The organism is Shewanella basaltis (genome assembly GCF_023283885.1).
GTDB classification, from domain to species: Bacteria; Pseudomonadota; Gammaproteobacteria; order Enterobacterales; family Shewanellaceae; genus Shewanella; species Shewanella basaltis.
Genome location: NZ_JAKILA010000004.1, coordinates 72,072 through 98,400 on the forward strand (window position 1 = coordinate 72,072; position 26,329 = coordinate 98,400).

General features: G+C 42.7%; 21 protein-coding genes. 9 read left to right on the top strand and 12 right to left on the bottom strand.

Going from position 1 to position 26,329, the window contains the following annotated elements; genetic code table 11:
* Positions 1-67: 67 nt before the first annotated feature.
* From L2703_RS04750 to L2703_RS04760, 3 genes are read right to left on the bottom strand one after another with little or no spacing between them, the layout of a single operon-like run.
* Positions 68-448, bottom strand: coding sequence for a DUF423 domain-containing protein (locus L2703_RS04750; protein ID WP_248969983.1), 381 nt, complete (start codon positions 446-448; stop codon positions 68-70).
* Positions 449-470: 22 nt separating this feature from the next.
* Entirely contained in the window at positions 471-1,181 is a 711-nt protein-coding gene (locus L2703_RS04755; protein WP_428848642.1) for an alpha/beta family hydrolase, read from the bottom strand.
* On the bottom strand, positions 1,162-2,073 hold the full coding sequence (locus tag L2703_RS04760) for a transcriptional regulator GcvA (RefSeq protein ID WP_248969984.1): 912 nt from the start codon (positions 2,071-2,073) through the stop codon (positions 1,162-1,164). The genes L2703_RS04755 and L2703_RS04760 overlap by 20 nt, the downstream gene beginning before the upstream one ends.
* A 177-nt stretch (positions 2,074-2,250) precedes the next feature.
* Between L2703_RS04760 and L2703_RS04765 the strand changes: the two genes are divergently transcribed.
* Complete coding sequence (locus tag L2703_RS04765; RefSeq protein ID WP_248969985.1) at positions 2,251-2,487, top strand: hypothetical protein; 237 nt, start codon at positions 2,251-2,253, stop codon at positions 2,485-2,487.
* A gap of 539 nt (positions 2,488-3,026) precedes the next feature.
* On the opposite strand, the gene thiI is transcribed toward L2703_RS04765, so the two are convergent.
* The 3 genes from thiI to pomA form a co-directional block, all read right to left on the bottom strand.
* Entirely contained in the window at positions 3,027-4,481 is a 1,455-nt protein-coding gene (gene thiI / locus L2703_RS04770) for a tRNA uracil 4-sulfurtransferase ThiI (RefSeq protein WP_248969986.1), read from the bottom strand.
* Between the two features lie 301 nt (positions 4,482-4,782).
* Entirely contained in the window at positions 4,783-5,709 is a 927-nt protein-coding gene (locus tag L2703_RS04775; RefSeq protein WP_248969987.1) for a flagellar motor protein MotB, read from the bottom strand.
* A 3-nt stretch (positions 5,710-5,712) separates the two neighbouring features.
* Positions 5,713-6,480, bottom strand: a complete 768-nt coding sequence (gene pomA, locus L2703_RS04780; RefSeq protein WP_248969988.1) for a flagellar motor protein PomA — start codon at positions 6,478-6,480, stop codon at positions 5,713-5,715.
* A 358-nt stretch (positions 6,481-6,838) separates the two neighbouring features.
* Between pomA and xseB the strand changes: the two genes are divergently transcribed.
* From xseB to dxs, 3 genes are read left to right on the top strand one after another with little or no spacing between them, the layout of a single operon-like run.
* Positions 6,839-7,075, top strand: a complete 237-nt coding sequence (gene xseB / locus L2703_RS04785) for an exodeoxyribonuclease VII small subunit (protein WP_248969989.1) — start codon at positions 6,839-6,841, stop codon at positions 7,073-7,075.
* Positions 7,076-7,111: 36 nt separating this feature from the next.
* The gene (ispA, locus tag L2703_RS04790; protein WP_248969990.1) at positions 7,112-7,993 is read left to right on the top strand and encodes a (2E,6E)-farnesyl diphosphate synthase; all 882 of its coding nucleotides are present in this window, start codon (positions 7,112-7,114) and stop codon (positions 7,991-7,993) included.
* A 22-nt stretch (positions 7,994-8,015) separates the two neighbouring features.
* A complete protein-coding gene (gene dxs, locus L2703_RS04795; RefSeq protein WP_248969991.1) occupies positions 8,016-9,881 on the top strand; it encodes a 1-deoxy-D-xylulose-5-phosphate synthase in 1,866 nt (621 codons plus the stop codon).
* A 72-nt stretch (positions 9,882-9,953) separates the two neighbouring features.
* Here the strand turns inward: dxs and grpE are convergent, their stop codons facing one another.
* Entirely contained in the window at positions 9,954-10,559 is a 606-nt protein-coding gene (gene grpE / locus L2703_RS04800) for a nucleotide exchange factor GrpE (protein WP_248969992.1), read from the bottom strand.
* A gap of 154 nt (positions 10,560-10,713) precedes the next feature.
* Here grpE and nadK point away from each other — a divergent pair, with 154 nt between their 5' ends.
* The 3 genes from nadK (at position 10,714) to L2703_RS04815 (ending at position 16,518) form a co-directional block, all read left to right on the top strand.
* Positions 10,714-11,592 (top strand): NAD(+) kinase, encoded by an 879-nt coding sequence (nadK, locus tag L2703_RS04805; protein WP_248969993.1) that lies wholly within the window; start codon positions 10,714-10,716, stop codon positions 11,590-11,592.
* 330 nt (positions 11,593-11,922) lie between these two features.
* Complete coding sequence (locus L2703_RS04810) at positions 11,923-13,575, top strand: L-lactate permease (protein ID WP_248969994.1); 1,653 nt, start codon at positions 11,923-11,925, stop codon at positions 13,573-13,575.
* A 138-nt stretch (positions 13,576-13,713) separates the two neighbouring features.
* Complete coding sequence (locus L2703_RS04815; protein ID WP_248969995.1) at positions 13,714-16,518, top strand: FAD-binding and (Fe-S)-binding domain-containing protein; 2,805 nt, start codon at positions 13,714-13,716, stop codon at positions 16,516-16,518.
* Between the two features lie 189 nt (positions 16,519-16,707).
* On the opposite strand, the gene L2703_RS04820 is transcribed toward L2703_RS04815, so the two are convergent.
* The 3 genes from L2703_RS04820 to L2703_RS04830 form a co-directional block, all read right to left on the bottom strand.
* Complete coding sequence (locus L2703_RS04820) at positions 16,708-17,769, bottom strand: CobW family GTP-binding protein (RefSeq protein ID WP_248969996.1); 1,062 nt, start codon at positions 17,767-17,769, stop codon at positions 16,708-16,710.
* Entirely contained in the window at positions 17,766-19,037 is a 1,272-nt protein-coding gene (locus L2703_RS04825; RefSeq protein ID WP_248969997.1) for a DEAD/DEAH box helicase, read from the bottom strand. The genes L2703_RS04820 and L2703_RS04825 overlap by 4 nt, the downstream gene beginning before the upstream one ends.
* A gap of 220 nt (positions 19,038-19,257) precedes the next feature.
* Positions 19,258-22,326, bottom strand: a complete 3,069-nt coding sequence (locus L2703_RS04830) for an EAL domain-containing protein (RefSeq protein WP_248969998.1) — start codon at positions 22,324-22,326, stop codon at positions 19,258-19,260.
* Positions 22,327-22,908: 582 nt separating this feature from the next.
* Between L2703_RS04830 and yiaY the strand changes: the two genes are divergently transcribed.
* Complete coding sequence (yiaY, locus tag L2703_RS04835; RefSeq protein WP_248969999.1) at positions 22,909-24,057, top strand: L-threonine dehydrogenase; 1,149 nt, start codon at positions 22,909-22,911, stop codon at positions 24,055-24,057.
* 226 nt (positions 24,058-24,283) lie between these two features.
* Complete coding sequence (locus L2703_RS04840) at positions 24,284-24,649, top strand: cytoplasmic protein (RefSeq protein ID WP_248970000.1); 366 nt, start codon at positions 24,284-24,286, stop codon at positions 24,647-24,649.
* A gap of 71 nt (positions 24,650-24,720) precedes the next feature.
* Here the strand turns inward: L2703_RS04840 and L2703_RS04845 are convergent, their stop codons facing one another.
* Both L2703_RS04845 and ltaE read right to left on the bottom strand, forming a co-directional pair.
* A complete protein-coding gene (locus L2703_RS04845; protein ID WP_248970001.1) occupies positions 24,721-25,089 on the bottom strand; it encodes an acyl-CoA thioesterase in 369 nt (122 codons plus the stop codon).
* 209 nt (positions 25,090-25,298) lie between these two features.
* Positions 25,299-26,315, bottom strand: a complete 1,017-nt coding sequence (ltaE, locus tag L2703_RS04850; RefSeq protein ID WP_248970002.1) for a low-specificity L-threonine aldolase — start codon at positions 26,313-26,315, stop codon at positions 25,299-25,301.
* Between the last annotated feature and the right edge of the window lie 14 nt (positions 26,316-26,329).

The following is a 26,329-nucleotide window of genomic DNA, read 5'->3' on the forward strand; positions in this document are numbered from 1 at the left end:
AATCGCGAGACAATAATCCCGCTATTATACCCAAAAAAACGTTAGGAGGGAGAATTAAGGCAAACCGTTATTTATCTGTTTTTGATTGCCACACAGCGGTAGCAAATAACACCCACCCTGCCAGCAAACACAAACCACCCAAAGGGGTTATCGGCCCAATCCATTTCGCGCCCGTAAAAGCATATAAATATAACGATCCTGAAAATAGCACCATACCGGCAATGAAGCTGTAAGCTGCCCAATGGAGTAATTTAGAGGTAACCCAATGACCCGAAAAGGCTAACGCGATCAATGCAAAAGTATGATAAAACTGATACTCAACACCGAGTTTAAAAATGCTAACCATCTCTGGTGGTGCGATTGCTTTTAGTCCATGAGCACCAAATGCTCCCAAAGCCACCGCTAAAAATCCACTTAGGGTTGCGACAAGCAACAAGCTTTTATTCATGTCATTATTCCTATGGAATACTTTAACCATTAGCAGCAATAAATTGACTGATATTGCTTACCGCCAATTGCATATTACCCGCTAAGGTATAGCCGGACGACTTTCGCGGTTGCAGACTGTGATCGCCATCGCTCATCCAACACAACACAGTCTTATCTGTTAGCGTCCAGGCGGGGAGCTGTTCCCGGCCACCAAACTTATCTCGTTCACCTTGAACGATAAGTATAGGTAATGGATTCGTTTGAATAGGTGCTAGTCGAGGTTCGCCACCTTTTAATGGAATAAACGGATAGCCAAGGCACACTACAGCACAAATGTTAGCTGCAACCTCTTTAGCTTGAGCCGATAAAAATACGTGTTCAGCGCTGGTCAATATCGCCGACATACGACCGCCCATTGATTTACCCATGAGCACAATACGTTTTGGTGCGATCAATCCTTGCTCAATCTTATGCCCAACGTCTATCAACACCTGCTCAAAATGATTGAGTAATTTAGGGGCACGATCAGGTGGTCGGCGTTTACCATCTTGCATGTTGGCTTGCATATACAAAAAATTGAAACGATAAACTTGAACCCCCGCACTGACCAATAGCTCACTCATATTGACCATAAACTCATGGTGCATGTTGGCCCCCGCGCCATGAGCAAAAATAATTAAGGTGTCACTTTTAGCCCCTTGCAACACATAATCTTGCGCCATTGCAGCTTGGTTATCCGGTAAGCAGCTCACTGCGAGACTCCTCTGCAAACATATCAACCATCCATTCTCTAAACGCTGAAATTTTGCCAATTTCAGAATGGTTTTGTTGGCATACAAGGTAATATGCATCTTTACTGACTAGCACTTCAGAAAACGGGCAAATCAAGCGTCCAGCTTTAATATCAGGTCTTGCCAATACACTGTAGCCTAACGCCACACCTTGACCGTGAGCGGCAGCCTGAAGCACTAACGACGAATGACTGAAAATAGGCCCTTGGTTCACGTTAATATCGGTCACGCCGCATTGTCTAAACCAGGCTTGCCAGTCTTGGCGACTAGAATCGTGCAATAAAGTATGAAATTTTAAATCACTTGGTTGAGACAAAGGTTTAGGGCCGTTAAGTAATAATGGTGAACACACAGGGATCAGCACTTCATTACGTAATTTGTCTGCACGCAAGCCCGGCCAATTGCCTTGGCCGTAGTAAATTGCCACATCAACATCATCGGTTAACGAGCTTGCGTCGCTGTCTACCGCTTTAATGCGCACATCAATATCGGGGTTTTTCTCACTGAATTTTGATAAACGAGGCACTAACCACTGAATAGCAAAACTTGGCGACATACTGACCGTTAATGAGCCCACAGCGCTGCGGGCAAGTAAACGATTTGTTGCTTCACCCAGCTCAATAAAAATATCTTTAATGTCGAGAAAATAGCTTTGCCCTTCTTCTGTTAACAATAATGATCGATTCTTCCGCCTAAACAGCTTTAGCCCTAAAAAATCTTCTAATGCTTTAATCTGATGACTTACGGCGGCTTGAGTGACAAATAACTCTTCTGCGGCGCGGGTAAAGCTCAGATGCCTTGCTGCGGCCTCAAATGCCTTAATGGCATTCAAGGGAGGCAATCGTCTAGACATAGTGATCAATCTCTCGTTTTATGATTAGTTTTTCTAATGATTATCGTTATTTTTTGTCGTTTGTAAAGAACACTGTGTTTGGTTAAATTAGCATCATTGAAAATACAGTTGGACAATCTCCACGACGTAATAGGGATAGTCCAGCAATTGTGAATAAGTCACCTGGAGGCTTCCCCTATGAACAACTCAACCCTATTTGCTGCATTAGTGCTAACATCCATTATCGGTTTAACCTCTGCTCAAGCAACAGAGCTCGAACCGATAAGCATAACAGATTTACATGCTGAGCTATCTCAAAGTATTGAAGCAATGAAAATTGATATCCATGACGATGTTAACAGTATTTTAGTTGCAGACAATGAAGAAGCACAAAAAACTTCTGATGCACCTAAAACAAACGCTCCACAAAATTAACCCAGGCAGAGTAAATAACCTCAACTCTGGATAAGAGATGTATTTATAACGATATAAATCAATAGATTGACTAAAATCCACTGTCAAGCTTGTGATTTGTTTTGCTAACAAGGCGAATTAACGCGTCAATAGCTAGCCTATTGCAAGTTAATTCAACGCAGTGAGGAAGGCAAAGGACTGCTTGAAAGGCGTTTGTTATCCAGAGCTGAGGTTAAATACCTTTGCGGGTTTAATCGAGAATGACTCAGTGAGATTGTAAAAGGGCATAAACAAGGCACATGGCTGAGCGAGTACAACTTAATAAGCCGTTGTGCTTTATAAAGCCAGGCAATGTAGGCTTTTAATGGCTATAAAGATACAAAGTCACCAGAGATTGCGTAGGCAAAATCGCTTAATCAATTAGTCTTTTGATCATACATTTCTCATCCAGAGTTCAGGTTAAGTCAACGCCAACAAGTACAAAAAAACCGCAACGAATGCGGTTTTTTTATGTCTCGACTTTGTGAACACCAACCAGTAGACCAGTTGGTGAATTACATTTAAGGACGATACACTTTTACGTTAGTGTAGCCTTGCTCAATTAAGTACAGAGCTTGCAGTTTACTCATTACACCGCGATCACAGTACAGTAGATACGTTTTACTCTTGTCTAGGTCAGCAAACTGGGTCGAAAGCTTAAAAAACGGAATGGTCTTAACCAGCACGTTATCGATTTCAAGCGGATTACGCTCTTCTTCTTCCGGTGCGCGTACATCAATCACGATTTCACCTGATGCCACATCTTTAACGGTTTCAGTTTCAGTAACCTGTTGATTCATTTCAGCTTCAATATCACGTACATCCATCACCACAGCGGCATCAACGACGCGATCGATTAAATCTTCAGAGAACTTAAGCTCTTCTTTTTCTACCTTTGACAAAATCGCTTTAACGGTCGGTTTTTGTGAAATAACACCGCAATATTCAGGGATAGATTTGGCAAAATCTTCAGTGCCAATCACTCGGCTTTGATTAATAATATCTTGCTTGTCCATGGCAATCAGCGGACGCAAAATTAATAGATCGGTGCTGCGGTCAATCACATTTAAGTTGGTTAACGTTTGGCTCGACACTTGGCCTAAACTTTCTCCAGTGACCAACGCCTGGATACCATATTTATTGGCAATGCGAGTTGCTGCACGCATCATCATACGCTTTAACACCACGCCCATTTGGCCATTATCAATACGCTCTAAAATTTCAGCAACAACCGGTTCAAAGGGCACAGAAACAAAGCGTACCTTGTGTGATTCGCCATAGGTTTTCCACAAATGATAAGCCACTTGTTTTACACCAATTTCATGTTGAGCACCACCAAGATTAAAGAAGCAATAATGAGTACGGGCACCCTTTTTAATAAATTGAAAACTCGATACACCAGAGTCAAAACCACCAGATATCAATGACAACACATCTTCTTGAGTTGCCATAGGAAACCCACCAAGCCCTGGAATACGGCGTTCAACCATATATAGCTTGTCTTGATCTATCTCAAGATTAACGGTGACTTCTGGGTTTTTAAGCCTTACGCCCAGTGCATCAGTGTGCTGATTTAAACCACCACCAACATAACGCTCCACATCGATTGAGTTAAAATCATGTTTACCGGAACGTTTCACCCGCACACAAAATGTTTTACCTGCAATTTCATCGCGGTATTTTGGTAACACTTGCTGATAAATATGATCGATAGAATCAAAAGCGTATTCACTGACCTGCACCACATGGGCAATGCCCGGAATACACGCCAAACGCTCAGCAAATGCATCGCCTAATTCTGGTTTATTGTCTGGCACTTTCACTAAAATACGATCGTATAAACGCTGTACTTTGGCTTCTTCATCAACTTTTTTCAGTACATTACGAATATTGGTTTCGAGCATCTTGGTAAAACGCATTCTTACCGATTTACTCTTCATCATTATTTCAGGGTACAGCTTTACAATAAACTTCATGTGGCGTCCGCAGGCATAACTCATCCCTCAGCGCGGCATGATAGCGGGCTAAAAGGAGTTGCAATACATTGATTATAAGTTTGAAAAACAGCTTACGATGTTAAACACCCCAGTCATTTGCCTAAAGTGCGTTAAAACGTAAACAATAATTTGTCGATTATACCAAATGCTGACTATTTACCAAATACATTCAATTTTTAATCATTGATTTTGTGCTTCCCACCCTTTTAACAAACATTTTGATAACAAAAAAGCGCAATCTTTGCAGATTGCGCTTATATAAATAGCGAGTTTGACCAAGTTACTGGGCGACCGTTATCTCATTGGACTCTTTTGCTTTACCTTGTTCTATCGATATCTCAACTCTACGATTACGGGTTCTGTTTTCGTTAGAATCATTAGGTACTAAAGGTCTATTTGATGCTTCACCCACCACTTTCATTCGGGTTTCATTAAAACCGGATACCCGCCTTAATTCATCGGCAACCGCTACCGCACGCTGGCTCGACAATTCCCAGTTAGAGCTATATAACTCGTTATTAATATGCGCTCCGTCAGTATGGCCTGACACAGTCACAATCCCCGGCACATCCTTAAGCAAAGCACCAATGGAACGAATAATAGGCTTAAACTTAGGTTGTAAAAACCCCGAGCCTGAAGCAAATGAGCCCTTCTCACGGATCCGGATAATGATTTGCTGCCCAAGAGATTCAATCTCAATGGCGCCATCAACGATTTCCTCGTTGAGTTTTTCAGCCATTTTTTTCACTTGTTCATTGATATTCTCTTGCGCCGAGGCCGCATCTTTTTTAACAGACTCAGCTTCTTGCTGTGCCGTTGCAGCCGCATTACCGCCACGCTGATCGCCACTTTGTTTTTGCGTTCCGCCGGCACTGTCTTCTTCGCCAGCTTGATACTCAATCGTCGGCTGGGTCATTTCGTTAGTCTGTTGATTGATGATCTCAATCGGAGTCGGATCAGGGCGTCCAGGACGAAACTCAAGTGCAATAACAGAAGTGCCCTTAGGAATGTCTTTCACTTCAACCTTATTTTGTACACCAAAGGCGTACTTCATCGAACCCGCAATCTGCTTAAACTTCATCACGTCCATTTCAGAGAACGCCAAAAGCAGTACGAAGAAGCACATTAGCAACGACATGAGATCAGCAAAGGTAGCCAACCACATCGGCGCGCCAGCGGGTGGACAATCACACTTGGCCTTAGCCATGAGTTACTCTCCGTCCGTTGTATCAATTTTTCGTTGTTTCTCAGCGAGGTAGTTCTTTAGAAACCCTTCAATTACCCGCGGGTTTTGCCCATCTTGAATAGCCAATACCGCATCCATAATTAAATTTCGATTCAATAGTTCTTCGTTCATGCGCAGCGACAGTTTATCGGCCATCGGTAGCGCTATCATATTGGCGATTACCGCACCGTATAATGTGGTTAACAAGGCAACAGCCATAGAAGGCCCAATAGATTTAGGGTCATCCATGTTTGACAGCATAGCAACAAGCCCCACAAGCGTACCAATCATTCCCATTGCGGGCGCCACATCCCCCATGGCTTTAAAGATACTAATACCGGTTTTATGTCGCTCTTCAGTTAACGCTATGTCTTTTTCTAGCGCATTACGCACCACATCACCGTCGTGGCCATCCACTAACATATCAACCGCTTTTTGCATAAAGGTGTTAGTAATCACGGCTTCTTCTAAGGCTAAAAATCCACCTTTACGCGCAGCATCTGCCATGGTGACAGATTGTTCAATTAAGTCTTCAGGTTTATCAATTTTAAACATGAAGGCTTTCAAGCCGATTTTTATCGAACCTAAAAATTGCTTGAGGTTAAACTTCATCATCACAACAAATAAAGACCCCATGATAACAATCAACACGGAGGGCACATCGATAAATAAACCGATACCACCACTGGTCACCATTGCGCCAATAATAAACGCAAAAGCACCGATAATACCTATTAGGGTAGCTAAATCCACAACCTCTCCTCAATCGCAGCGATGATTCTGCTTATTTATGCGCTCAGTAAATACAATTTATGATGACGTTTTAACGTAATGATGTCGACACAAATCACAATGATGATGTAATACTGTAAAAGTTATCATGAAATTTGCCAACAACATGTTGTGACCAATCACACTCTTTATCGCGCTCTCTAATTTAAGCCTCTAAGTCGTTATCGGACAAACTCGCTTCAAGTTTAGCCCGTTTTTGGAGTTTCTAAAAAAAATTCAACAACAAAGCGTGCTGTCGAGCAAATAATAAGCGACTGTATTTGACCGATACGCTAGCCTGATATACCTTGTCACACGCGCCAAAAGAGGAATATTATCCGTGGTTAAAAAAACAGAAAATCTCAGTTTCGAACAATCCCTAGCCGAACTCGAAACCATTGTTGCTCACCTAGAACAAGGTGAAGTCTCACTTGATGACGCGCTTAAACAATTTGAACGTGGCATTACCTTAGTTCGCCAAAGCCAAACTAAGCTAGAGCAAGCCCAACAAAAAGTGTCTATTTTACTAAATGAAAATGATGTTGAGCTAACACCATTTTCAGTCGAAAGCGAATAACATTCAATTAATTAGATTGAATCATAGGTCTTAAACGTGTTAGCTGAAGCGATAAAAACTTACCAAAAACGAGTCGATGCAGTACTCAGTGAACATCTAAACCAACTGGATGATGCTGCACCTTACCTTAAGGCCGCCATGTTACATGGCGCCTTATTGGGCGGTAAGCGTATTCGCCCCTTTTTGGTTTACAGTGTGGGTGACATGTTGGCGACAAATATCAGCGCCCTTGATAAAGCCGCTGCCGCCATCGAATGTATCCATGCCTATTCATTAATACACGATGACTTACCGGCAATGGACAATGACGCGCTTCGTCGAGGACAACCAACCGTTCATATTGCTTTTGATGAAGCAACTGCGATTTTAGCAGGTGATGCACTACAAACGCTGGCGTTTGAGATCATCACATCGCCATGTTCTTCATTAACGCCGAGTCAACAGCTGGCCATGGTCAATGTGCTCGCTAAAGCCTCGGGGTATCATGGCATGTGTGGTGGCCAAGCCATTGATCTGAGCGCCACAAACCACAGTATTGAATTACCACGCTTAACTGAATTACATAACAAAAAAACCGGTGCATTAATTAGTTGTGCTGTTGAGCTTGCATTGATAGCGGCAAATGCCCCAAAAAAAGACTATCAATTAATGATGCAGTACGCGCAATCATTGGGGTTAGCGTTTCAAGTTCAAGATGATATTTTGGATATAACCGCAAGTACAGAAGAGCTCGGAAAACCTCAAGGCAGTGATGAGCAATCCAATAAAAGTACTTTTCCAAAACTACTTGGCCTTGACGGTGCAAAGGCCACTGCGGAACAACTAATACAAGATGCACTATCAGCGCTGACTAAATTGCCCTACAATAGCCAGTTAATTGCAGACTTCGCCCGCTACATTATTGAGCGAAGATTATAATAAAGAGTCAGAAAATCTCGCTATGAGTTTCGATATTTCTAAATTCCCAGTACTAGCACAAGCTAATACGCCAGAAGAATTACGGAAGTTACCCCAAGGTTTACTTCCACAAGTGTCTGATGAACTTAGACAATTCTTACTTCAGTCTGTTGGTATTTCCAGCGGACATTTTGCGTCTGGCTTGGGCACGGTTGAATTAACTGTTGCGCTCCATTATGTCTATAACACTCCCTTTGACCGTTTAATTTGGGATGTTGGCCATCAGGCATACCCACATAAAATTTTAACGGATCGTCGTGAGCGTATGCACACCATTAGACAAAAAAATGGTTTGCATCCTTTTCCTTGGCGTGAAGAAAGCCAATACGACACTTTTAGTGTGGGCCACTCTGGCACCTCAGTAAGTGCGGCACTCGCCATGGCTGTCGCGGCAGACAAAGAAGGCGCAGGCCGAAAAGTCGTTGCGGTGATTGGTGACGGTGCCATGACCGGTGGCATGGTGTTTGAAGCCATGAATCACGCTGGCGATCTCCATAAAGACATGTTGGTGGTGTTAAACGACAATGAAATGTCTATTTCAGAAAACGTTGGTGCATTGAACAACCATTTAGCCCAATTAATGTCAGGACGTTTTTACACCACAATCCGCGAAAACAGCAAAAAAGTACTTAAAGGTATGCCGGTTATTAAAGAGATGGCCAAGCGTACTGAAGAGCACCTCAAAGGAATGGTGGTTCCTGCCACCTTGTTTGAAGAGCTTGGTTTTAATTATATTGGCCCAATCGACGGCCATGATGTGGATTCGCTAGTTGAAACCATGCGCAACATGCGCAACCTAAAAGGCCCACAAATACTGCACATCATGACCAAAAAAGGTCGTGGTTATGAACCGGCAGAAAAAGACCCAATTGGCTGGCATGCCGTGCCTAAGTTTGACCCAAGCCAATTTAAAAAGCCGGCATCTAAACCAGGCTTACCCACTTTTTCACAGGTATTTGGTAAATGGCTATGTGATGTTGCTGAAAAAGACGACAAGCTAATGGCAATCACACCAGCTATGCGTGAAGGCTCAGGTATGGTTGAGTTTTCGCAACGTTTTCCAAAACAATATTTTGACGCAGCCATAGCAGAGCAACATGCTGTTACCCTAGGTGCGGGCTTTGCCTGCGAAGGGCTTAAACCCGTTGTCGCCATTTATTCAACCTTTTTACAACGCGGTTATGATCAATTAATTCATGATGTTGCTTTGCAACGCCTACCGGTATTATTTGCCATTGACCGCGGCGGCATTGTGGGTGCTGATGGCCCAACTCACCAGGGAGCTTTCGATTTAAGCTTTATGCGTTGCATCCCTAATATGGTTATTATGGCGCCATCTGACGAAAATGAATGCCGCCAGATGCTCTATACCGGATACTGCTATCAAGATGGTCCAACCGCCGTTCGCTACCCTAGAGGCAGTGCAACAGGTGCTGAACAAGTTGAAGAAATGACCGCTATGCCAATCGGCAAAGGGGTGATAAAACGCCAAGGTAAACGCATTGCAATCCTAAACTTTGGTACAACACTGGCCGCTTCACTTGAGGCAGCTCAGCAACTTGATGCCACCGTGGCAGACATGCGTTTTATCAAACCACTGGATCTTGATTTAGTTTCTCAACTGGCTAACAGCCACGATATTATTGTTACCGTTGAAGAAAATGCAATCATGGGTGGTGCAGGCTCTGGCGTATTAGAAGCACTGCAACGAAAACGCATAATCAAACCTGTGTTATTAATTGGGTTACCCGATGAGTTTATCAAACATGGTGCCCCAGATGAAATTACCGCCGAGTTGCAGCTTGATGCACCTGGGATTTTGTCACAAATTCAAGCATTTATTTCGTAAAATAACATAATATAAAAAAAGGACTGAATATTCAGTCCTTTTTTATACTCAACTGAGCGCGATAATATCAGCTTAAGCTTCTACGTCTACGCTAGCACCGCCTTGAGATACCATCACCATGGCAGGGCGCAATAAACGGTCATTAAGTAAATAGCCTTTTTGCATCACCATCATCACAGTGTTTGCTGGAAATTCAGCACTAGGTTGCATACCAATGGCTTGGTGATGATCAGGATTAAATGCTTCGCCCTGAGGGTTCACTTGAGTCACGCCAAACTTCTCTACCGAAGTCAGGAATCCCTTCATTGTTAACTCGACGCCTTCATAGATGGCTTTTGTTGATTCGTTTTCAGGATCGGTTCCCTGTAACGCACGCTCCATATTGTCTATGACAGGCAATAATTCGTTGGCAAACTTTTCAAGTGCAAATTTACGCGCTTGTTCAACGTCTTTTGCAGCACGTGTACGGATATTTTGTGTTTCAGCCGCGGCACGTATCTCGACATCTTTACGTTCAGCCAATTCAGCTTGAGTTTCAGCTAATTGTTGCTCTAATTCTTCAATGCGAAAATTTGCTTGGGTCAATTCATCCATCAAACTTGCTTCATCAGCCACCACTTCAGGTGTTACCACTTCTTCCACTTGATCTTGCGGTGCGTTGTTCGATTCGTTGCTCATTTTCACTCCAGCTAAAAAATGCAAAATTGGATATGCTAGTAATGTGACAATTTACTGATTAATTAACAGTAAATAGCACACTTTTAATAAGTTTGAGTATATTATGGGGATCAATTCTTATGTTTCAAGTCCTAAAGGCACAACAAACTCGAATATGACTAAATTGTTCAACACAATCGGACTCATCGGCAAGCCGCATCATGAAGGGACAAATCAAACCTTAAGGCGATTGCATCATTGGCTCAGTATTCAGGGCTTTAATGTGATTGTTGAAGAACGCGTCTCAGCCGAGTTAGGCCCTGACGTTCGCTCAATGGACTTACTCGAAATGGGCGAACATTGTGATTTAGCCATCGTGGTGGGTGGTGACGGTAACATGCTAGGGGCAGCAAGAGTGTTAGCCAGGTTTGACGTGGCAGTGATTGGCGTAAACCGAGGTAATCTTGGCTTTTTAACCGATTTACCCCCCGATAACTTTGAGGATGCGCTGTCTAAAGTCTTAGACGGTGAATTTGAAACCGAACACCGATTTTTACTTGAAGCAGAAGTGCATCGACATGGCAAAATTACCTCAAGTAACAGTGCCGTTAATGAAGCAGTGTTACATCCGGGTAAAATAGCGCACATGATCCAGTTTGAGGTGTATATCGACGATCAATTTATGTACAGTCAGCGCGCTGATGGCATGATTGTATCGACACCGACAGGATCAACCGCGTATTCATTATCTGCGGGGGGCTCCATTTTAACGCCCAATTTACAGGCATTAATTTTAGTGCCTATGTTTCCACACACTTTGTCTTGCCGCCCTATTGTGGTCGATGCATGCAGTACCATTAAATTGCTTGTGTCACCAAACAATGGGGAAAATCTTGAGGTCAGTTGCGATGGGCATGTGCATTTAGCTGTGCTACCAGGGGATGAGATTTTTATCCGCAGATCCAATGAGCGCTTAAAATTAATTCACCCTAAGGGTCATAATTACTTTCATGTACTGCGCAATAAATTAGGCTGGGGCAGTAAACTTTTTTAACTTTTGACCCCGGTCACACATTCTCAAGCCTGGACGTGAAACGCTTCACATTAACACTTGCTAATACACGTTATCTTAAGCCATCCGTTTTTACGTATGGCTTTTTTTATGATGATTTTTCCGCTTCCAAAACGTGATCTCAAACCAACATTTAAAATACTGCTATTGAATGTGGATCTCACTTCTACAAGTGAACTCGGTTTCTCCTATTTTAGATGATCTCGATCAACACTTTTAACACTTAAATAACGTCTATTACGCCCTAGTTAGCGATAAAGCTAACAAATAATAACAACTCAATACCCACTATAAAGTGATACAGAGGTATACATGACATTTCTACAGTTACTCGCAAGCTTAACGCCGATTATCAGCGTAATGGTATTTTTAGTACTCATGCGCTTACCGGCATCTAAAGCGATGCCCATATCAATGATTGCGACAGGTCTGGCAGCAATCTTTATTTGGCAAATGGACACGACGCTTCTGGCAGCCTCCGTTGTCGAAGGACTTCTTTCAGCATTAACACCGCTTACCATTATTTTTGGCGCGGTGTTTTTGTTAAATACCTTAAAATATTCTGGTGCAATGGACACTATCCGCTCAGGATTTACCAACATTAGCGCTGATGCGCGCGTGCAAGTTGTGATTATTTGTTGGTTGTTTGGTTCGTTCATTGAAGGATCTGCAGGTTTTGGTACCCCAGCAGCCATTGGCGCACCATTACTGGTATTGCTTGGTGTACCTCCTATTGCCGCGGCTGTTGTTGCCTTAATTGGCGACTCTACCGCGGTATCATTTGGTGCCATTGGTTTACCGGTACTATTTGGTATGGAACAAGGCTTAACTGAAGGTGGCGTTAACATGGCAGCAGCGCAATTTGCTGAACATGGCGGTACGTTTGTCGGTTACGCTCAGTTTATTGCTAAGCACATGATCACTATCGACTTAATCACGGGCTCACTGATCCCATTAGTGATGGTCTGTGTTTTAACCGGGTTCTTTGGCCGTAACAAATCCATTAAAGAAGGCTTACAAATTTGGAAATTCGCCTTATTTGCAGGCTTTGCATTTACGGTGCCTGCATGGTTAATTAACTATTTCGCCGGCCCTGAGTTTCCATCAGTTATCGGTTCGCTTGTTGGTATGGCATTAGTGATCCCAGTGGCCAGAAAAGGCTGGTTATTACCGTCACAACCTTGGTGCGACTTTAGCGAAAATGACAACAAGTCAGAAGAAGAGTTAACCATTAACGAAACACCAGTAAAGTTCTCGCAAATTGCGGCTTGGTCTCCTTACATTATCATGGCTGCGCTATTGGTATTATCACGGGTAGTTGGGCCTTTTAAGAGCTGGTTAACAAGCTTTAACGTAAGCTGGACAGGATTATTAGGCACAGAACTAAAAGCGGGGTTTGCGACCTTTTACGCGCCTGGGATCTTCTTTGTTGCCGTCTGCTTATTTGGTTTTGTGCTATTCAAAATGAAGCCCAAAGCCATGAAACAGTCGTTTACGGTTTCTTGTAAATCAATGTTACCGACCATTATTTCGTTAGGTGCATCTGTACCTATGGTGAAGATTTTCCTCAACTCTGGCGACAACGGAGCCGGTCTTGCTTCTATGCCTGTGGCACTAGCTGATTTACTGGCAAACAGCATGGGGGCCGTGTGGGCATGGGTGTCGCCTATCGTGGGGATTTTTGGTGCCTTCCTTTCAGGCTCTGCCACATTCTCAAACATGATGTTCTCAGGCTTACAATACTCTGTGGCCGATAATATCGGGATGAATCACGCACTAGTGTTAGCACTTCAAGGTATTGGGGCAAACGCCGGTAACATGATGTGTGTAATGAATGTTGTTGCCGCAGCAACGGTCGTTGGTATGGCAGGCCGTGAATCTGAAATTATTCGTAAAACCATGCCTATCGCCCTTGGTTATGCACTTGTTGCTGGCACCATTGCGGTGCTTTGGGGCGGTTTTTAATCACTCAAACTCAAATCAAAAAATAAATACCTACACACGTTGGGGTTGTAACCAGGGATGTTGCAACACCAACAACTAAAGGTATCAATCAGTAGGCATAACTGCCTACACAATATTACAGTGTTAAGAGAGCATGTTATGACTATAAACTATCAAGTGGTAATGGATATTTTAACGTCTCAATTAGGCAGCCAATGTGTGACGAATGATCCGGTTCGTCGCTTTGCCTGGTCTACCGATGCGAGTTATTTCCGTATCGTTCCTGAAATTGTCGTTCACGCAGATACCCTAGAACAAGTTAAAATCACACTCAATATCGCCAATGCCAATAATGTCCCAGTGACATTTCGCGCGGCGGGCACCAGTTTATCTGGCCAAGCAATTGGCGAAGGTATTTTGTTAATACTCGGCCATGATGGTTTTAGAACCATTGACATTAGCGAAGACAAATCTGCCATTACATTAGGTGCGGCAGTCATTGGCTCAGACGCAAATGCCGCGCTCAAACCTTTTAACAAAAAAATCGGTCCAGATCCTGCCACGCTCGCCTCGGCACAAATTGGTGGCATGGTTGCCAACAATGCATCTGGTATGTGTTGTGGTACTGCACAAAACAGTTATCAAACAATCAAGTCAGCCAAATTAATGCTTGTTGATGGCACCGAACTCGATACCGGATGTCCGCATTCAAGAGCGGCATTTAGCCAATCACATGCTGCATTATTGGCCGCATTAACTGACTTAGCACAGTTAACCCAAAACAACCCCACACTCGCAGCTCGTATCCGTAAAAAGTTCGCGATAAAAAACACCACCGGCTATAGCATTAATGCGTTAGTAGACTTTACCGATCCCTTTGACATCATTAACCACCTTATTGTGGGCTCTGAAGGTACCTTGGCATTTGTGAATGAAATTACTTATCACACAGTCGAAGAAGCCCAATTTAAAGCCTCTGCCATGGCGGTATTTTTCAGCATGGAAGATGCGGCTAGTGCAATCCCATTAATTAAAGGTGACAGTGTTGCTGCCGCTGAATTACTCGACTGGGCGTCAATTAAGTCTGTAACAGGCAAAGCAGGCATGCCAGAGTGGTTAAGTGAGCTACCTGAAGGCGCTGCAATTCTGCTGATTGAATCACGCGCCAATGACTCGCAAACACTCGAGCGTTACACCAGTGACGTTATCCAAAAAATTGCTCACATTAAAACAGAGCGTCCAATTGAGTTCAGTAAAGATCCAGCAGTATTTGGGCAATACTGGGCCATGCGTTCTGGTTTATTCCCCATTATTGGTGGCGCCCGCCCGAAAGGAACATCTGTGATTATCGAGGATGTGGCATTTGAGCTTGTACATTTAGCTGATGCAGCAGCCGATTTAACCGCATTGTTCCATAAACACGGTTATCCTGAAGGGGTAATATATGGTCATGCCCTAGCGGGCAACTTCCACTTTATTATTACACCAACATTTGCATCACAAGGCGACATCGATCGTTTCCATGCCTTTATGCAAGATGTGGCAGACATGGTAATTAATAAGTACGACGGCTCAATGAAGGCTGAACATGGTACCGGCCGTGCTGTGGCGCCATTTGTTGAAATGGAATGGGGTAGCGATGCTTACACCTTAATGAAGCAAATTAAGCAGATTTTCGATCCGACCAATTTGCTAAACCCTGGGGTTATTTTAAATAATGACCAACAAGTCCATGTTAAAAATATCAAGCCATGCCCAGTGGTTGATGATTTTGTCGATAAATGTATTGAATGTGGTTTCTGTGAAAAAACCTGTCCAACATCGGCATTGAACTTCTCGCCACGTCAGCGTATTGCAGTGTTACGTGAAATTGAACGTTTAGAGCAATCTGGTGACAAACAAGCAGCCGCCGAGATGCGCGCCAGTGCGAAATACGATGTGGTCGATACCTGTGCAGCATGTCAGTTATGTACCATTGCCTGCCCTGTCGATAACAGCATGGGCCAATTAGTACGTAAATTACGCACCCCGTATATCACCACAACAGAGCAAAAAGTACTCGACTTCCAGGCCAAACATTTTGGGGCGGTAAACCAGGTGATCAGCACAGGGTTTGACATTCTCGGTATTCTTCATAAAGTGACCGGTGACACCATTACCAATTCGCTGATGAATGCTGGGCGAATGATCACCAAAGAAGTGCCATACTGGAACCCTGATTTCCCTAAAGGTGGCAAAGTCGCTAAACCATCGGCTCACAAGCCTAGTCAAAAAACCGTACTGTATTTCCCCGCTTGTGGCGGCAGAACCTTTGGGCCTACGCCAAAAGATCCTGACAATCGTACGCTATCTGAAGTGGTCGTCACCTTACTTGAACGTGCTGGCTATAATGTTATTGTTCCTGACAACACCCGCCATTTATGCTGCGGTCAAATGTGGGAATCGAAAGGTGACTTTAAAAATGCCGATGCAAAACGAGACGAGCTGATTGATGCACTCAGTACATTGTCAGATAACGGCAAAGTGCCGGTAGTGGTTGATGCATTGTCTTGTACTTATCGCACGTTAACTGGCAACCCTAAAGTTGCCATTACCGACTTAGTCGAGTTTATGCACGATAACTTGCTGCCAAATATGAAAATCACCAAAAAATCTAACGTCACCTTACACCAAGGGTGTAGTGCGCGTAAGATGAAACTTGAACCCAAACAACAGGCTATTGCAGATGCATGCGCTAATCATGTTGTACTACCTGCCGGTATTACCTGTTGTGGTTATGCGGGCGAGAAAGGCTTATACAAACCTGAAATCAACGCAAGTGCATTACGTAATATCAAAAAACTCATTCCGGCAGAAACCAAAGAAGGTTACTACGCAAACAGAATGTGTGAAGTGGGCTTAACTCAACACAGTGGGATTTCATATCGCCATTTAGCATACTTATTGGAAGAATGTACTCGCTAAGGTGATTCTTGTCTGCTTAAGGCAAAAACACAATGGGCATTGATGTTATATCAATGCCCATTTTTTGTGGTGGAATATGGCTTTACCCAAAAGAGTTACTGAGATGACTTGATATCAATCTATTCGCCTCGATTAACAGGTTGTTAACTCGAACAACACTGTCCAACAGAGATCTACAGACCCAACTGATTAATCAACACATTCAAATAGCTGTTGTTGGAGTGTGTCGCCATCGAGCGGTTTATCGCTGATGATTTCTATACGCGAATCAAGTGCATCGTCTAATTCATCAAGGGTTAATTTATCATCAACCATATTGACACTTAAAATGCCGTCAAAGGTAATCACAATAGCTTTTAACCTCATAACATTGAGAGATTTTACGGACTCAACCCATACCATAAAACGCGCAAAATCAAAGCAACGCTGACAATCGATAATCCAGCCAACACTGTAACAGCCTTCACCTTGATTTGTTTTGTAAATATAGCCCTGAGCATCAAACTGCTGCTGCAATGCCTCATCGACCTTAATTGATGCAACAGGAGTAAACCATTGCTCAGCAGAACGAGAAAGCAAACTGACGGGCTTTGGAGACTGATGCCATTTAGCACGCTGACTGGGCTTATTAAGTAAAAGCATCAAGTGTTGCAACTGTGAAGCTTGAGTGAAATGACTATCACTGAGCATAATAGGTGTATCCGCCCTACCAAGGGACGCCATAAAATCGCGTAAACACGGCATGGCTTGTTCATCATAAAGCTGAGCTTTGTTAGCAATGACCATATCAGCAATGTGCAGTTGTTGCTTAAAGATGTCATGGTCGCGATAACGGCTATCACTGACTTTACGAGCATCAACTAAACACATGCTGGCCTGCAAGGTGATAACGTGCTGTAAATGTGGTGCTTGTAACAAGTTAACAATTTCAGCGGGATGCCCAAGCCCTGTGGGCTCAATTAAGAGTCTGTCTGGTTTAGCTTGTTGAATAATTTGATTAACAGCAACTTGTGTCGGCACGCCCGCGGCGCAACAAAGGCACCCTCCAGGCACTTCTTTAATGACAACTCCTGAGCCATTATGGCCAGAACTCAGTAACCCGCCATCAATGCCAATTTCACCAAATTCATTAACTAGCACGGCCCACACTTCGTTGTCTGGCTTACTGGCCAGCAATGCTTTAATCAGCGTGGTTTTACCCACGCCCAAAAAGCCGGTAATAATATTCGTTTTAATTGGTGTAGTGATCATTTTTTCGCTTTAGCGTATTTGCCTTTTCGGCTTGGTTTAGCATCACCTTGTGACGGTTTTCCACGACGATGCTTAAAAACTTTCTTAGGTTTATCGGGGCTGATGTCGCGATACCTTGCAGGCAAAGGTGCACCTTCTTCATAACCAATGGGGATCAATGTTGGTAACGTTTGGCCAATCAGTTGCTCAATCTCATTGAGCAGTAATACTTCTTGAGGGCTAACTAAAGAAATCGCCTCCCCCGCTAAGCCTGCTCGGCCAGTTCTGCCAACACGATGCACATAATCTTCACACTCTTCTGGTAACTCAAAATTAATCACCCGTGGTAAAGCTTGAATATCTAACCCACGAGCGGCTAGATCGGTGGCAATCAATACGCGCAATTGTCCTGCTTTAAATTCTTCTAGAGCGCGATTACGTGCGCCTTGGCTTTTGTCACCATGGAAAACGGCTGACTTAATGCCATCTAAAGACAGCTCACGAAATAAATGTTCTGCCGTTTCTTTTCGGCTGGTGAATACCATTACCTGTTGCCAGTTATGCTTACCAATGAGCTCAGAGAGCAATTCTGCTTTGCGACGAGCATCAACACGATACACTTGTTGGGCAACATTAGCCGCTGTGGTTTGGGTTTCAACATGGATATATTCAGGCTGCTGCAACATGTTCGCGGCAAGGCTTTTCACATCTTCAGAAAACGTAGCCGAAAACATCATCGTTTGATGCTGCTTCGCAATTAACCGCTTCACTTTTTCGATGTCTTTAACAAACCCCAAATCAAGCATGCGATCAGCCTCATCTATCACAAGATGAGTCACAAAAGATAAATCCAATTCATGTTGACCAATAATGTCAAACAAACGACCTGGCGTAGCAACGAGTACATCCACACCTTGTGCTAAGGTTTTACGCTGTGGATTAATACTGGCACCACCGTAAACCGCTAAAGTGGCCAGTTCACTATATTGGCTGTACTTAATAAGGTTTTGTTCAATCTGAATAGCCAACTCACGGGTTGGCGTCATGATAAGCACTCGCAAGCGCTGTTCTTGAGGGATGTCAGTATTAGGTTGTTGTAATAATTGATGTAACAACGGCAAAGCAAATGCCGCTGTTTTACCGGTACCTGTTTCGGCACTGGCCAGAATATCTCTACCTTTTAGCGCTAGAGGGATCACTGCTTGTTGGACAGGAGTGGCAGTGTGATAACCAGATTGGTCAATCGCATCTAGTAGTAATGGCGATAGCCCTAGCGAAGTAAATGACATAACAAACTCAATAAACAATGAAATAGTCCGCTATTGTATACCCAAACAACCTGAAGATGATCGATTTCAGCAAGAATTTACGCGCGTTTGGGCAAGGCATTGATTGCGGGGAATGGTTATTCCCATCTACATCAAAGTCATTTGAAGCCGTAATGGGGGTTGTGACGCAACCCCGAAGGGCGAATTGGTATAATTTGCGCAATTAGCGAAATGCATCATTTTAACTGGCTGTAAATTGATTTATCAGTATCAGCTCAGCGGGTTGTTGCAAGTATTTTTGTTCAAAGTCTTCACTGCATAACGCATGTGAAAACAAATACCCTTGGCCGTAATCACAACCCGCAAATTCAAGTAAGTTTCGCTGTTGCTCTGTCTCGATCCCTTCTGCGATGACTTTCATGCCTAACTTATGTGCCATCACAATCATGGCTTCGCACAAACTTAAATCGTTACTGTCAGGGGTAAGATTATTAACAAAGGACTTATCAATTTTAAGGTAATCAATATTGAACTTGCGTAAATAAGACAAAGAAGAATAACCCGTACCAAAATCATCTAAAGACACCTCAAGCCCAGCCTCTCGATAGGCGAGTAGCTTGGCTTCAACATTTTGCTCTTTTTCTAGCAATAAACCTTCGGTGATCTCAATACAAATACTCTTGGCGTTTAACTGTAATTGAGACATGGTTGAAAGCCAGTCCTGCACATCGGTGGTTTCGTCTCTAAATTGTACCGGAGATTTATTAATACTGATTTGAATATCAACATTAAACAGAGCTTTCCATTTAGCAGACTGCGCCACGGCCTCATTAAAAACCCAATTACCAATATCGATAATCATCCCCGTCTCTTCTGCAATAGGGATAAACTCTGCTGGCGATATAAACCCCATGGTTGGATGATCCCAACGAATGAGCGCTTCAGCCTTAATGACACTGTCACTGCCCAGCTCAACTATAGGTTGATAATACAGCTCAAACTGCTCTTGCAACACCGCATTTTTTAGCTCTTGCACTAACAACATTCGTTTTTGAGCATCGCTTTGCATTGCTGGGGTAAAATAATTAAAACGATTACGACCATGGGTTTTGGCCGAGTACATCGCTTGATCAGCATTTTTAAGTAATGCCTCAGTGGTTGATGCGTCATCAGGAAATAACGTAATACCAATACTGCCACTAATGTAGGCGGTTTGATCGCCTAATAAATAAGGCTCAGCTAGGCTTTTAAGTATTTGGCTCGCAACGCGTTCTACACCATGGTTATCATCTAGATTAGTTAATACAATGGTAAATTCATCGCCACCTAAACGCGCCACGACATCAGATTCTCGCACACAGCGTTTAAGGCGCTCAGCGGTTTCTAACAACAACTCATCGCCCATATCATGACCAAGTGTGTCATTAATTTCTTTAAAGTAATCTAAATCTAAAAACATCAAGGCAAAGTGATTGCGCTGACGATCAGTTTGGGTTACCGCTTTGGCTAAAAACGCTAATAGCATTCTACGATTAGGTAAGCCGGTAAGTGAGTCATAATTTGCTTGGCGCCAAATTAACTCTTCGGTTTGTTTTTTCTCCGTAATATCTGAAAATAACGCCACAAACCTTGCTGATTGTGTTTTAGTTCGGTTGACAGAGTTTATCGTTAACAAAATGAGGTAGTTTTCGCCATTTTTATGTTGCATCCACACCTCACCCTGCCAGCGACCAATTTGTTTAAGCTGAACACTGAGTTGATCATAGAACTTCTGAGGCTGTAACTCAGATTTAAACATACTAAGGCTTTGACCTTTTATCTCATCTTTTTTAAACCCTGTAATTAATGAAAATGCAGGGTTAGAATCAATAATCACCCCTTCAGAAGTAAAGACACTCATTGCCTCACTGGAATTTTGATATACCGATGCAGCAACGCTTAACGTCTCTTCGACATGCTTAATATCGGTAATATCGCTCAATGTACCGCACACACGCAGTGGTTTACCCTTTTCGTCAATGTCGACCACTTTACCCGTTTGTAAAATCCATCGAGACTCACCCATTAAGTTAATTAATTGATACTCAATTTTTTGGCTAATGCTGCGTCCCTTTTGGATATCAATAAGCGAGCGCAAAAACCTTAATTTGTCGTTTTTATCAATCGCATCAATCCATCTTTTGGGTGTTTCATTTAGCTTACTCATAGGGCAACATAAAATATCAGCGCTGTATTGGTTTATATTAACTGTCCGTTTTTGAACATCCCAATCCCAAACACCTAGTTCACTGCTGTCGAGTACCAAATCAAGTTGCTCTTTGCTTTGTAACAATGCAAGTTCAGCTTGTTTTTGTTTGGTAATATCAAGAAAGCCAGCAATGACTAAAAAACCGTCGTCATCTGGGTTACGTCTACAGGCAATCGTGATATGGGTATACACAATGGAACCATCTTTCGCCACAAAGCGCTTGTCCATTTCGTACTCATCAATTTCACCTTTGACCATTTTGTCGTATTTGAGTAAATCTTTATTTAAATCATCGGGATGAGTAATCTCTGCCCAGGTTAGCGCCTTTAACTCACTTTCACTGTAACCAAGCATTTGGCACAAATAAGGGTTCACTTTGAGCCAATACTTAGCTTTTGAGGTGATCGAAATACCAATGTTACCGATATCAAATTGGCTTCTGAATAAAAAGTCTTCTTGGGATTTAATCTGTTGCTCGCGCTCCCGAAACATAATTTGCGTCAACAGCCGACCAGTTACCATAGTTAAAAAAGGAAAAATAATTAAGATTGGAAAAGCAATAAGTAAAAGCGTGTCAACCGCTTGCTCAAAAGGGATTAACAACACAGAAAATAATAAAAACACATGAACGATAATACCAAACACATAAAAGGCCACAAGGCTGATTTGGTCCAGATGATTTTTACGGTAGTGGCGCCATACCAAACCGAGAAACCCACTACAAAACAACATGATAATACCGACAGACGCACCAACACCCCCAAGGCTGTAACGGTATAACGCCATAAATATAGCCGCGACTGTAGTAGGGATCACCCCAAAAAAAAGCCCTGACAAACACAATAACACTGAGCGACTATCGAACTGTAAACCTTCTTGAAATACCAGTGGGCTCATCATAATGATCACACCAATAATACCAATGATCGCTCCGATACCGAGTTGCCAATACAACAAATGAGAATGACGCTGATGAGAGGGAAAAAGCGAATACAGGTATACCAGCGCAAGCAATAGCGCGGCATTTTCGAAAAAAGAGAAAAAAATATTCAGATTGATCATCTACACATTTCCTTAGGCATCCATAACACTCTCATTTGCATCCAAGCATTCTTTCATTAGTGTAGCAGAATCAAATAACTAACATGATTCTTTTGCAGGTATAACCGTATCGCTGAACATAAATCAACTTTTGATAATACATCTACCCAAAGCCAATCGTTTATTGCAATTAACCGATTTAACCACAATGAGTCATTGAGCATACCAAACTCAACAAACCTTGAGCAATATTAGGGCGTGTTTATCTTTATTGATAAATAATGCAGACGGCTGTTTTCCAGACAATGGCAAACAGACCCCGTTTAGCCTGCTAACCAAGTAAATGTGTGGCCAGTATAACTAGAAAGTAGTCACAGCACGCCGGGGTGAGACTGAACAAACATAAACGCGCCTTAACAACCTTAATATCAAAAATAGGCCCAGATCACACTTTATCGGCTAAACATCGATGGTGTAGTAAAAGCACATAGGTTTCCCCCAACACAGGTATGTATTTAGAGGTATATCACACAAAGTTGTCCATCATATTGGTACTTTTACTACAGAGAAAATTTAAAATTACAATATATAGGGGTACAACTTATGGCGACTAAATTCTTTATTCCAAGCGTCAACATTCTTGGTCAAGGCAGTGTAGATGAAGCGATTAATGATATTAAAGCACTCGGCTTTACCAAAGCATTAATCGTCACTGACAAACCATTAGTCAGTATTGGCCTTGTTGCTAAAGTGCAAGATAAACTCAATACCCAGGGGATTGAAGTTGTTATTTTTGATGGCGTTCAGCCTAATCCCACCACTGGCAATGTTGAAGCCGGTTTAGCATTGCTCACCAGTAACCAATGTGACTTTATCATTTCACTCGGTGGTGGCTCACCACATGATTGCGCCAAAGGCATTGCACTCGTTGCAACTAATGGCGGCCAGATCAAAGATTATGAAGGCGTTGATGTGTCTAAAAAACCACAAATGCCATTAGTCGCCATCAATACCACAGCCGGTACAGCAAGCGAAATGACGCGCTTTTGTATTATTACCGATGAAGCAAGACACATCAAAATGGCGATTGTCGATAAAAACACCACGCCTATTTTATCAGTGAACGATCCTGAACTGATGTTAGAAAAACCAGCATCATTAACCGCGGCAACCGGTATGGATGCCCTCACCCATGCGATTGAAGCCTATGTCTCAATAGCAGCAAACCCCATCACTGACGCTTGTGCGATTAAAGCCATTGAACTCATCAACGCCAACCTTATCAATGCTGTTAAAAAGGGCAACGATATCACTGCACGCGAGAATATGGCCTATGCGCAATTTTTAGCAGGCATGGCGTTCAACAATGCCAGTTTAGGTTATGTCCATGCGATGGCACACCAGCTAGGCGGGTTTTATGATCTTCCGCACGGTGTTTGCAACGCGTTATTGTTGCCTCATGTTCAAGCATACAATGCTCAAGTTGCGCCACAACGCTTAAGTGATGTGGCTAAAGCCATGGGAGTTGATGTTAGCCTAATGACAGCAGAACAAGGTGCCCAAGCTGCGATAGATGCCATTAAAACCTTATCTGCCGCGGTCAATATACCGGCAAATTTAACTGAGCTAGGCGTAAAAGCGGAAGATATTCCAACGCTTGCGGACAATGCCCTTAAAGATGCCTGTGGTTTCACTAACCCTAAACAAGCGACTCACCAAGAAATTTGTCAAATTTTTACTAACGCATTATAAAGGTTAAATTTAGCTTCACTTTTTAACGCTCGCAGCCTGCTGCGAGCGTTATTTTTATCCGCTCTACAAGATTGGCTTTTAAAGTAAATATCTAACAATGACAATAGGTTATTTATGATTTAGTAAAAAGTGATGCATAGATCTAAGTTCTTGAAATAAGCATTGACCAATATAAAAAATAAGGACTATGATGAAATCACTTAGAAAGCGAATAGGTAGGTAAATAATGACAGCAATCACTCATGTATATAATTACACCGTTCGATGCCCGCACTATAAAGAAAATGAACAACCTGCAACATGGCTTAACCATATAGAAGTAAATCAATCGTGTGAAATCGCCTTAGCTCGTATCACTAAATGGCATAATATTTCAGGCACTAAATCATTTGAGCTAAATGACTTTGTGGTAAGAAAAGCTGACAACGAAGAAGCCTATTTTGCTATGCAAAGTAGCCGCTTAAAACATGATGGACATGCACTCGTCACATTCAAAATCTTTTTAGACAACTGCTGCCAAGAAGCCTCACCCAATACCATCATGCAACACTTAATTGAAGATTATCAGCATCGAATTGCTAAAATTGAATAAGCCAATCATCGCAATACAATCATAATTTGAGGAGCAAATAATTGAGATTATTTGCTCCTTTTTTTACTGGGTTATGCCGCATTAGCACGCATACCATGTGGAATTGGCAACCCATTTTCATTAATATTAACGAACACCATTTTATCTATGAATGCGATAGGAGCATGGTTAACTTTATTACGGATTTTACATCTCACCGTTACAGAGCTTTGCCCTAAGCTGACAAGTTCAAAACCAAATTCAATAATGTCACCAACGTAAGCGGGTGCCATAAAGTTGATTTCAGAGATAACTTTTGCAATGTGGAACTGGCTGCGCATTTGGCAACTGGCAAAGATAGTCGCCTCTTCATTAACCCAACTTAATAGCTGACCACAACATAAGGTTTGACTGCTATTTAAGTTAATAGGCATAACCATGTGACGTGTGAAATATTTCATAATAACCTCGTGTGTTAATCCATTCATTTTATGCCACCAGGCATATACCTCTAAATGAGTAGCAACGTTCAGGCCAATTATTTAGGCTAAACATTTCAACAACTTAATTATTATCAATTGATAAAAACACGTATATTGCTCGAATAAAATGCACTTACGCACCAAAAAAAGACAAAGACAGCGTCAACGTCTTTGTCATCCCGCTTGCATCAGCACTTGAGCAGTGCGTGTTTAAATTCGTGCACAAATGTAATGATATCTTGTTGGCTAATATCGTGATGAGTCACAAGGCGAAGGTTATGACCACCACTGATTAATATTCCTTTTCTGCGTAATATGTCAGCCAATATCATAGGATTAATGTCGTCAGCTAATTGCACAAAAACCATGTTAGTTTGTACCGCTGCAAGGTCAACGGTGATCTCAGAAATTTCAGCCAACAATTGAGCTAACAATCTCGCATTATCGTGATCTTCTGCTAATCGCTCTACTTGATCTGTGATGGCAAGTTTAGCTGCAGCGGCAATGATCCCAGCTTGTCTCATACCGCCGCCGAGCATTTTACGCCAACGAGTCGCTTTTGAAATCAAACGCTCATCACCCAGCAAAATAGAGCCTATTGGGGCGCACAAGCCTTTAGATAAACATATAGAAACTGAGTCAAAATACTGGGTAATATCAGCAATAGCGATCCCTTGCGCGACCGCGGCATTGGCAACCCGAGCACCATCAAGGTGTATTTTAAGGCCTCGGTTAAAGGCCAATGCCTGTGCTTTTGCCAAATATTCTTGGCTAAGCACTTTACCACCAATGGTGTTTTCCAAACTTAGTAAGCGAGTACGAGCAAAATGAATGTCATCAGGTTTAATTGCGGCCTCGATGTCACTTAATAAAATGCTGCCATCAATTTGATTGCTCAACGGTTGTGGCTGAATACTGCCCAACACTGCAGCCCCACCACCTTCAAACTTATAATTGTGGGCTTGCTGGCCACATAAATACTCATCACCGCGTTCGCAGTGAGCCATTAATGCCAATAGGTTTGCTTGAGTACCAGAGCAGACAAATAATGCGCCATCAAAGCCAAACATCTCTGCCGCCATCTCTTGCAAGTGATTCACTGTAGGGTCGTCACCATAAACATCATCGCCCACCTCAGCCTGCGCCATCGCAGCGCGCATTGCTGGTGTCGGTTTAGTGACGGTATCACTTCGAAAATCTATCATTTTGCACTCACTTT